The 10,018-nt window shown below is 43.5% G+C and carries 7 protein-coding genes and 1 pseudogene; 2 read left to right on the forward strand and 6 right to left on the reverse strand.

The window, feature by feature from the left end:
* Positions 1-113: 113 nt before the first annotated feature.
* Together BLQ57_RS17035 and BLQ57_RS17040 are read left to right on the forward strand one after the other, a co-directional pair.
* Entirely contained in the window at positions 114-3,308 is a 3,195-nt protein-coding gene (locus BLQ57_RS17035; RefSeq protein ID WP_087940762.1) for a UvrD-helicase domain-containing protein, read from the forward strand.
* A complete protein-coding gene (locus BLQ57_RS17040) occupies positions 3,301-6,165 on the forward strand; it encodes a PD-(D/E)XK nuclease family protein (RefSeq protein ID WP_087940763.1) in 2,865 nt (954 codons plus the stop codon). Before BLQ57_RS17035 ends, BLQ57_RS17040 begins: the two co-directional genes overlap by 8 nt.
* Positions 6,166-6,262: 97 nt before the next feature.
* Here the strand turns inward: BLQ57_RS17040 and BLQ57_RS17045 are convergent, their stop codons facing one another.
* From BLQ57_RS17045 to BLQ57_RS17065, 6 genes and pseudogenes are all read right to left on the reverse strand, one after another.
* Positions 6,263-7,012 carry a hypothetical protein gene (locus BLQ57_RS17045; protein WP_087940764.1) on the reverse strand — a complete coding sequence of 250 codons (750 nt, stop codon included), beginning with the start codon at positions 7,010-7,012 and terminating at the stop codon, positions 6,263-6,265.
* 312 nt (positions 7,013-7,324) lie between these two features.
* A complete protein-coding gene (locus BLQ57_RS17050) occupies positions 7,325-7,981 on the reverse strand; it encodes a nucleotidyl transferase AbiEii/AbiGii toxin family protein (RefSeq protein ID WP_205635639.1) in 657 nt (218 codons plus the stop codon).
* A 65-nt stretch (positions 7,982-8,046) separates the two neighbouring features.
* Positions 8,047-8,331 carry a nucleotidyl transferase AbiEii/AbiGii toxin family protein gene (locus tag BLQ57_RS21585; RefSeq protein WP_205635640.1) on the reverse strand — a complete coding sequence of 95 codons (285 nt, stop codon included), beginning with the start codon at positions 8,329-8,331 and terminating at the stop codon, positions 8,047-8,049.
* Positions 8,328-8,930 (reverse strand): DUF6088 family protein, encoded by a 603-nt coding sequence (locus BLQ57_RS17055; protein ID WP_087940765.1) that lies wholly within the window; start codon positions 8,928-8,930, stop codon positions 8,328-8,330. The genes BLQ57_RS21585 and BLQ57_RS17055 overlap by 4 nt, the downstream gene beginning before the upstream one ends.
* Before the next feature lie 507 nt (positions 8,931-9,437).
* A pseudogene (locus tag BLQ57_RS21590) lies at positions 9,438-9,572 on the reverse strand (putative toxin-antitoxin system toxin component, PIN family); the annotation flags it as partial.
* A 112-nt stretch (positions 9,573-9,684) separates the two neighbouring features.
* Positions 9,685-10,018, reverse strand: a 334-nt coding sequence (locus BLQ57_RS17065; protein ID WP_139162781.1) for a transposase, incomplete at its 5' end; no start/stop codon positions are given.

Below are 10,018 nucleotides of genomic sequence, written 5' to 3' on the forward strand. Positions count from 1 at the left end.
GATAGAAAATTGAAAAGGTATCGCAAATCTTTTCCGACAATTTTTGTCAAAGTTAAAGTTCCTTTACCGATAAAGTCGGGACCTTTTCTATCTTCGGGAAAGACTTTTTCGCTATGGAAAACAAACCCTTTATCATTTACAAATCCTCGGCAGGTTCGGGCAAGACCTACACTCTGACCCTGGAGTACCTCAAGCTTGCCCTAAGGCAACCCACCGCCTTTCGACAAATCCTGGCAGTGACCTTTACTAACAAAGCTACACAGGAGATGAAAGAGCGTATCCTGTCAGTGCTGAGAAGGATTTCTCAGCAAGTAGATGAGGAGGAGTTCCTAGACCAGGAATTGAAGGAATTTCTCCAAGTGGATGCCGAGGGCTTGAGGCAAAAGGCAAAAGCGACCTTGACGGCAATTCTGCATGATTACAGCCATTTTTCGGTCAGTACGATTGATAGCTTTTTTCAAAAAGTGGTGCGTGCTTTTGCGAGAGAAATAGACCTTAATGCGAAGTTTGAAGTGGAACTGGATCAAGATGGGGTCCTGCAGCGGGTAGTGGATCGCGTTGTCATGCAGGTTATGGACGATGAGTTTCTGCATAAATGGCTCGTGGATTATGCCATTGATCAGATTCAAAATGGCAAGTCTTGGGATATCCGAAAAAATATTCACGGCTTGGGCAAGCAGATTTTTCAGGAGAATTTCAAACAACATGCCGCCGAAATCAAGGCTTTCCTCAGTGAAAAAGAAAATGCCGATCAACTCCAGAAGCTAGTCAGAAAGCGAAGGGATGAGCTAATAAAACTTGGGAAGGCGATTAAGGAACAAGCTAACCAAATACGAATAGCTCATGGTTTAGAATGGAAAGATTATAATCGGGGATTTTTGGCCAAGTTTGACAAGTTTGGAGATAGGAATTCTCCATTTTCCGATTTTACAGATTTACAAAAAGAAAAGGCTTCCTCACCCGAGGGCTGGGCTACCAAAACTAGCAAAAACAAAGAGGCGATTGAGAGCTCCTATTATGCGGGACTGGGAGAGCTTTTGGGAAGAGTACCCCAACTCGAACAGCAATGGAATACCATCAGTGCCATCTCTAGAAATATTTATGTATATGGGGTTTTTCGGAATCTAATCGACGACTTATCTCTGATCAAAGAAGAGGAGAACATGCTGTTGATTTCGGATGCCAACGAGTTTCTCAAAGAGATCACGCATGAAAATGATGCTCCCTTTATCTATGAGAAAGTAGGGAATCAGTTCCAACATTTTCTAATAGACGAGTTTCAGGATACTTCAGGCTTTCAGTGGGCAAGCTTCAAGCCTCTTCTTCAAAACTCCCTCTCTTTTGGACATCCCAACCTACTGGTAGGAGACGTCAAGCAATCCATCTATCGCTGGCGTGGTGGAGAGATGAAGCTGCTACTCGAGCAGGTGGAGCAGGAAATCGGGGCTCATTTGATCGATGCCAAAAACCTCGCCACCAATTATCGGAGTTTGCCGCGGATAATTGAATTCAACAATGCGCTTTTTCATGCGCTTCCGGCTTCCTTTGAGCGGGTGCTTTCGAGTGCTTATGGGGTGGCAGACCCAAGTATTCTTTCCAAAGCCTATGGGGATGTGGAGCAAAAAGTATCTTCAAAAAAGGCTAATTCAGCTTTCCAAGGCATGGTTCGCATGGAGTTTTTGATGGAAGACAAGGAACTGGAAGATGAGGGGAAGTTTAATGCACAAGTGATTCAGAAAATTCCCGAGCAGGTCAGAAAGCTTCAAGATTTGGGCTATCAGCTCAAGGATATTGCTTTTTTGGTACGGACCAAGTCTGAAGGGGAGGAAATCGCCGATTGCCTGATGCTGGAATCGGCCGAAGCTCAGGATAATCACTACCGCTACGATGTGCTTTCTGACGAATCCATGTTTCTAGACAAAGCCGCCTCGGTCAAAGCCTTGGTTTCGGCACTTTCATACTTGTACCAGCCGGAAGATGAAGTGCAGTTTAAAACCATGTGGTATTACCGTGCCGTATTGTTGGATCAGAAAGTCGATCACGATCTCTTCTCATTGAATCAGATGGACGAGGCTTTTGCCATGGACATTGCCTCATTTAAGGAGCAAGAACAGGGATTGCTGCAACTTTCTCTTTTGGAAATGACCGAAGAGTTGATTCGGATCCTTGGGATTCAAGAGACGGGTTTGGAGAAGGCGTATATTTCAGGATTTCGGGAAGCGATCTTCGACTTTATCTCTAAAAACCGCTCTGACCTAGGTGCCTTTCTGGAGTGGTGGGAAGTCAATAAACAAAAGCGAACGGTAAAAATCCCCGAAGGCCATGATGCCATGCGTATCCTGACCATTCATAAGTCCAAAGGACTCCAATTTAAAGTGGTTCTGATGCCTTTCTTGAAATGGACGATTTTTGATGCCAAACAGGATAATATTGTCTGGTCTCCTTTTGAAGATACAGAATCGGGACTCAGGGCGGTGATTCCGCTGAACCTACAAGGCAGCCTGAGCCAATCTTTTTTTGCTGATACCTACGGAGAGGAAGCGACCTTGGCCTATCTGGACAGCTTGAATATGATTTATGTAGCACTTACTCGAGCTGAGGAGATTTTCTGGTCTTTATCTCCTTACAAGGGGTCATTTAATTCAGAAAATTACCTTGAGCTTCATTTACAGCAGCTCTTGGAAACTGGTATATCGGAAATCGGAGCGATGGATAGTGAGTCCAATGTCTTTCAACTGGGAGACTGGCCCGAGTCGACGGTTCCGGAGAAGGCCCACTTTCAAGCTCCATCCTTGCGCTGGACCTACACAAAGTGGGAAGAATTGCTGGAGGTGAAGCAATACGCGGTTGATTTTTCCGCTGAGGGAATGGAGCAGCGAAAGAAACGGAACTTTGGTCTCTTGGTGCATGAGATTCTGGAAAAATCAGATACCCTAAAACAAGCCGAACTAGAGCTGGATACCCTATACTTTGAGGGAAGACTGAGCTCCGAAGAGAAAGAAGAAGTGCTTTCCCAACTCAAAGGGCTTTTCGAAAATGCCCTTTTTGCCTCTTGGTTTGATCCTGAGCAGCTTTCGCTGAATGAACAGGGGATTCTTTTGCCGGGAGGAAAGCAAAAAAGACCCGATCGAATTCTGCTGCATCAAGAGGAAGTCGTGGTGGTCGATTTTAAAACAGGAGAAGAGCAAGACCGCTATGCCAAGCAAGTCAAAGAATACATGGAACTGGTTCATTCGCTCACCCAAAAGCCTTGCAAGGGCTATTTATGCTATTTAGAAACCGGAAAAATCAAAGAAGTACATGCATAACTTTTTAAGAAATACCGCTGAAAAAATCCTCAAGCAATCAGATTCCTTGCGAGAGCTCGTAGTGGTTTTGCCCAATCGTAGGGCAGGGCTTTTTTTCACCCAACATCTGGGGGCGCTGATCGATCAACCCACTTGGATGCCCGAGGTCAAAACCATCGAGGATGTATTTTATGATTTTGCCGGCAAGCGCCCGGCCGATGACTTGACGTTGATATTTGAGTTGTATCGGGTGTATGGGGAGTTACATCCCGAGCCGGAGACTTTTGACCGCTTTTTCTTCTGGGGGGAAATGATCCTAAAGGATTTCAATGATGTGGATCAGTTTATGGCCGATCCTGACAAACTTTATCATCATTTGGCAGAAATCAAGGAATTGGAGTCGGATTTGAGTTTTTTGACCGATAGTCAAATCGAGTTGATCCGTCAGTTTTGGAATTCCTTCATCACGCAGGATAAAAAGCATCAGGAGAAATTTCTGAAATTTTGGCAATTGCTCAAGCCGCTGTACCGCGTCTTTCAGGCTTCACTCGAAGTATCCGGTTTGGCTTATTCCGGCAAGCTATACAGACAGGTAGCTGAAAAATTGAACACTATTCAAAAACCTAACAAAAAGTACCTATTCGTCGGTTTTAATGCCTTCACCAAAACAGAGGAAGTGCTGATCAAGCATTTTATCAAAGAGTTTGGCGCAGAAATCTACTGGGATGTGGATGCCTACTACACCCTAGATGGAAATCAGGAAGCAGGACTTTTTTTCCGGGAATACCGAAGAGATGCGATCCTGGGACCGACTTTTCCTGAGGAGCTTCCCGAAATGATTCAGGAGAAGTCTGCCAACATAAAAACCTATGCCACCCCATTGAAAGTGAATCAGGCCAATCTGGTGGGTTCATTGCTTGAGCAAATTCCCCAAGAGGAGCGACTCGAGGAAACCGTGGTGATTTTACCCGATGAGCAATTGCTCTTTCCGGTTCTCCATTCCTTACCAGAGCGGATCGATCAGGTGAACGTGACGATGGGATATCCCGTCAAAAATGCTCCTGTCTATGCTTTTTTGGAAGCGGTCTTGGAGATGCAGCGCTTCATCAAACTGGAGAACGGGGAGGCGTATTTCTATCATCAGCCCATCAAAAATTTACTTTCTTCCACCTACCTCAAAAGCGTTAATCCCACCTTTTGCAAGCAGGTTTTGGGAGAGATTCAGGCCATGAATAAGGTCTATATTCCCAAGGCTGATTTACAAAAGGGAGGAAAGATCTTCGAATTGATTTTCCAGAAATTGGAGGCGGATCAATTATTCCCTTACCTGAGTAGTTTGATGCAGGAATTGGCCGAACTGCTCCAAGAGGATATGTTGCAGCGCAATTACCTTTTTCAATGCTTCAAGCAGCTTACCCGACTTCGGGACACCTTTGAGCAGCAGGAGCAGTTGGGGATAGAGCGGGAGTTTTTTATCCGCTTGTTTCGGCAGGTATTTCAAGAAGTCAAGTTGCCTTTTGAGGGAGAACCCCTTCGCGGACTGCAAGTCATGGGGGTGCTGGAGTCCCGGAATTTGGATTTTCGTCGCGTCATCATCTGCAATATGAACGAGGATAGTTTTCCGCCCTCAGCGGGCTTGAATTCCATGATTCCATTTACTATCCGAAGGGCTTTTGGCCTACCCGTACAGGAGCAAAATGATGCGATCTATGCCTACACCTTTTACCGTCTTTTGCATGCGGCGGAGGAAGTTCACATGATCTATACCACTGCCGCTGACCAAGGAAAAGCCGGGGAAAAGAGTCGCTACATTCAGCAGATGGAGGTAGAACTCAATCAAGAGGTAGCTGAGGAAGTGATCTACGTCCCCATTGACCAAAAGTCAACTGCAGCCATCCAAATCGAAAAGGTGCCTGCTATTCTTCAGACCATGGAGCGCTACTTGGTAGGGGAGAGCGGTCATTCCGAGACGGCATTTTCCCCTTCAGCGTTGAATGTTTATTTGGATTGCCATCTGAAATTTTACTTGCAATACATCGCAGGTATCAGTGAGAAAGAGGAAGTGAGTGAGGAGATCGACGCGGGAGTTTTTGGAAACCTGGCCCACTACAGCTTGGAAAACCTATACGCTGGATTTGTCCAGCGAAAAAATCGAACTCAAATCGAAAAAGAGGACATCGCTGAGCTGCAGAAAAACTGGATTTTTCCTGCAGTAGAAAAAGCGATTCGGGATTTTTACCATTTGGAGGAGGAGGCCGATACCAAGCTCAATGGTCAACTGGCCATCGCCCGGGATGTGATCCAACGCTACGTGGAGCAGGTCTTGGAATACGATGCCTCAACGGCACCCTTTCGATTGGTATCTCTGGAAAAGGAAAAAAAGTATCAAACCGGCTTAAAAATTCTGACCCCGACCGGGACACGAGAGGTCATGCTACGGGGGATTATCGATCGAGTAGATGAGCTCAATGGTGTGATTCGGCTGATAGATTATAAGTCGGGAGGAGATCAGAAAACCTTTCCGGATTTGGAGGCGCTTTTTGACCGTAGCTTGGAGAAAAGAAACAAAGCAGCCATGCAAACGCTGTTTTATGGCTTAATCTATCAGGGAACCCATCCCGAAAACACCGCCCCACTCAAGCCCGCCATCTTCAATTTGAAAGAAGTTTTCAAAGATAATTTTGATCCCTACCTCTATCAAAAGGAAGGCAGAAAGGCCGGAGTAGAAGTTATGGATTACAAAACCTATGATCAGGATTTTCAGGCCAAATTGAAGGGTTTATTGGAGGAGATTTACAATCCGGAAGTTCCTTTTGACCAAACGGAGGTGTTGAAAAAATGTGAGTATTGTCCGTATAAGGAGATTTGTGGTCGGTGAGAGGGGAATTGGAAATTAGAAGTTTACCAATTAGCCCAATAGCTTGACATGGTTCAATTAACGCAGGCATCACTGAACTCCGACCTACGCTTCATCCTCAAGGCTGGCCAATCAGGGCCGGTGCAATTGTATTCCACCAAACTGATCGTGCGATCCATGCGCTAGAAACATGCACAGGCAGCAGGAGGACAATACTCATCAATGTGGCAGGATGCAGTTTTCTAAATGCGCGCCAGTCAAACATTGCGAGCGCGATCAAGAAGGGATAGATGATCAAGTAACACGCGATATCGAGGACAAATGGGTCAATATCTGGAATGCGCAAGGTCCACCGCGTAGCTGCTGGTGCGACAAGGCAGAGTGCGGCGACAAACGCAAACCGGCGGTGCCACTCCTTATGTCGGGTGACGAGCAGGATTGCGGCGATCATGAATACCGAGAACAAGGTCATATCGGCTAGGTTAAACCAGGTGAATTCGTAGGGATTGACCATAGTCTCTAGACGTCGCTGGGCGCCGCGTTGCGCCATCCAAAACCCGAGCGGTATTATAAGCCCCGTCAGCGCAAATCCTATTAGGCCGATTTCGCGGTGCCGGCCGATTTGCCCCCTTGCAACTAGCCACGTTTGCCATACATAGAGGCCAATCCATGCGAAGAAGGTGAGACCGTGTAAATGGTGCAGAGTATCGAAATTGCCCGATCCTTTCACTAAAGGGAGATAGTAGGTAAGAGGGAAACTTAGCACCACGATAACCATCATAATGAGGGCCGACCAGGCGAAAAACTGGGGACGCTTAAAAGCAATTGGGTCAACAGGATTTCCATAAAGCTTAGTTTTTTCAACCATAACTGATTTTGTTCAAATTCAAAAATGTCGTTTTATAAGTTATGCTCACGTGATTCAGCTTGGAGACGGCGGGCCTGTCTGACTTCAGGCGGGCATAGGGGGCCGTACACTTCAAACTTACTCCTAACTTGTTAAAGGTACTGATTTTTATATTTACTCGTTACCGCCGGATGTATCCATGGTAATGTGCGTGCCTTGAATGGTGAATAAAGGTCAAAAACATGATCGTTCCAACGGGTGAAATGCCTGTGCCGACGAATGACGGCATGCCTTGTGCGGCTTTGGTCCCGAAAGCATTCGGGATCCTTGCTTTCAGGGTTGACTGATTTCATTTATTCTTGTTTGAAGTTCTGAAACTCTTTTTACCAATCTGTCAAAAGTCAACGCTTCCCCATAAATCATAAACTTGGTCATTTCTGAATAGTCACTCTCGTATTCTTTTATAACTGTGTCTGGTGGTATGATTTTGATTTTGTCAGGAGTATGGTTAGCATAGTCAAGCCCCCTCAACGGATTGAATTTTTCTCTATGAGCAACAATATTGTTGTAAAGTTCCTTGTTTTGAAGTGCTGTTACACCGTGATGAGTGTCCATTAACCTCTCTAAATCATATAAATGCCTTGAAAGTCGGTCTATGCGAATTTTTTCAGGCTCTTGCGAAAACTCTTCGTGAAGCAAGAATATCTTTTCAAGGAAAGTTCGTTGGGGTAGAACCGTAGGAATTGAATATGCATCTGTTGCAAAATCCAAATTGGAGAAATTCACACTTAGAATGGAATTGATTTCACGCTTCTCTGTCGGCTCCATCAAGGAACGAGAACTTACTTCAATCAAAACTCTTTGAGGTAGATATTCCGATGTATCCACTACCGAATTGTAATGAATTTCAATAACCTGTGGGTCTTTGTCTGAATCGTTAACGGGTTGTGCAAATAGCTCACATTCTGCTATTGCTTCCCAATCTGTCAAAGTTCGTGTTAAGTCTTTGAGAAATTCTGTTGAAATGAATTCACAAGATTGTTTTCTAAGCTTTCTTATTTGTGTTTTACTAATGTCTCCTTCAAATCCGAAAACTTGCGGTCAATTGCCAAGTCAATATCTTCTGAAAATCGCTCTATCAAATCCCATCCCTTGCTCAAAGAAGTTCCACCTTTGAATACAATGTGCTCGCTGTAGGGCAAAGAAAATGAAGCATTCAAACATAATGATACCCACCAATCTTTCTCAATGGCAATGGCTGTCAAACCTGTTAATTCTGTCGCCTGGTTGAGGATTTCAACCCTTCTTTCCCTTGATAGTGTTAGCCAATTTGTAGTCATTCAATTACTTGCATTACTATTTTGTTAATCCAAGCAGGGGAAAGTTTTGCATCGTTTATGATATTCTCTTTCTTTTCATTCTTTAGAATGGCTTGAATTTTTTCTATTGTTTTTTCATTTACTTTATTTTGACCAATGGTTTTAAGTGCCTGAATAGCTAAACCGCTTATTTCTCCTTTTACTAAAAGATTCTTCGGGCTTGTTTTTTTAAATGTGATAGTTCGCTTGCCGACTTTTACGGTTCTTGCAGCCCCATCAGTCAAGTAAACTACTTTCATTGGAACTTGGGTAGATAAACCTAATTTGTTTAAGGCTTGAACGCCTGCCGGAATAATTCTCGCTTTATCCCGTCTTGCAATGGCTTTGGCTATTTCTTCCGTAGATGGAAAGAGAGTTCCAAGTTCTTTATCAATTTTTGGATATAAATATATCCCGTGCGCCAAACGGACAAGAATTTCCTTTTCTTTCAGGCGAAACAAGGCTTTCTTAACGCTTTCAGGATTGCCATAGTCTAAAAAGTCGTCAACAAAGAGAACACTACCCTTTGGGTAGGTTTTAACTGCTTCTGCAATTCTATTTTCTACTTGTGGTCTTTCCATTGATTTTAATTCGTCCCAAATTTAATAAATATTTGGGACAAGAAAACTATTTGTGAGCATTTTCATAAAGCCTTTTCTTTCTTGGCTTTAAAAATTCAAAAAAATTGATGCTCTAATATTTGCAGGTCTGAAGTATTGAAAGCAAAATCAAATGATGTTCAATGTTCAAAACTTAGCACCACGATAACCCTCATAATGAGGGCCGACCATGCGAAAAACTGGGGACGCTTAAAAGCAATCGGGTCAACAGGATTTCCATAAAGCTTAGTTTTTTCAACCATAACTGATTTTGTTCAAATTCAAAAATGTCGTTTTATAAGTTATGCTCATGTGATTTAGCTTGGAGATCGCGGGCCTGTCTGACTTCTGGCAGGCATTGGGGGCTGTAAACTTCAAGCTTACTCCTAACTTCTCCAAGATACAGATTTTCATATTTACTCGTTACCTCCTGATGTATCCATGGTGATGTTGTGGTGTTCCCGCTAAAGAGGGACAGGCTGTGATTTTTTATTCTTTAGAAATGAATTCAGTCCAAGAAACTATTTTTGTCTTCTCTATCTTCCCTAATACTAATAAATCAGAATCTCCTGTTACTAAGAAATCTGCTTTACCATCAACCGAAAGACTCAATAAGAAATTATCTTTTGGATCTCTTCATTCATTGATTTTTGATTCCACCTTAATCAATTCCCCAAAAGTTTCCATTTGGGTCAGTAGTGTTTGGATATCTGATTTTTTAAAAAATCTTTTATGATTATCCGCAATCATGCCAGTATGGGTAAATTGAAGCAATAATGAGTCTGTCAAAGAGTTTTTGACCGAAGTATCTTCTGTTTAGCTTGTAACAAAACTCATCCAGATAGTTCTGCATCATTCGTTCGCTGATCATATGGTATGTCTGCAGGTGTTTCTTTAAGTTACTGATGGCAATATGAACCCATTTGAGGTTAAAATTGCCTTCTTGTGTACCAGAGATTTCTCTGACATGAACATCAATACAATCACTCAGGTCTGAGAAGGTGGTACTTTTATCTGTTTGAAGCACAGCGTTTGAATCAATGTAATCCTTGATTAAATGCTGTGCGGTT

Origin of the sequence: Algoriphagus faecimaris (assembly GCF_900101705.1) — a bacterium.
GTDB lineage: Bacteria > Bacteroidota > Bacteroidia > Cytophagales > Cyclobacteriaceae > Algoriphagus > Algoriphagus faecimaris.

Bases quoted from the DNA above. Each gene is read 5' to 3' on its own strand.
- BLQ57_RS17035 (WP_087940762.1), top strand. From the start codon at position 114: ATGGAAAACAAACCCTTTATCATTTACAAATCCTCGGCAGGTTCGGGC.
- BLQ57_RS17040 (WP_087940763.1), top strand. From the start codon at position 3,301: ATGCATAACTTTTTAAGAAATACCGCTGAAAAAATCCTCAAGCAATCA.
- BLQ57_RS17045 (WP_087940764.1), bottom strand. From the start codon at position 7,012: ATGGTTGAAAAAACTAAGCTTTATGGAAATCCTGTTGACCCAATTGCT.
- BLQ57_RS21585 (WP_205635640.1), bottom strand. From the start codon at position 8,331: ATGACTACAAATTGGCTAACACTATCAAGGGAAAGAAGGGTTGAAATC.
- BLQ57_RS17055 (WP_087940765.1), bottom strand. From the start codon at position 8,930: ATGGAAAGACCACAAGTAGAAAATAGAATTGCAGAAGCAGTTAAAACC.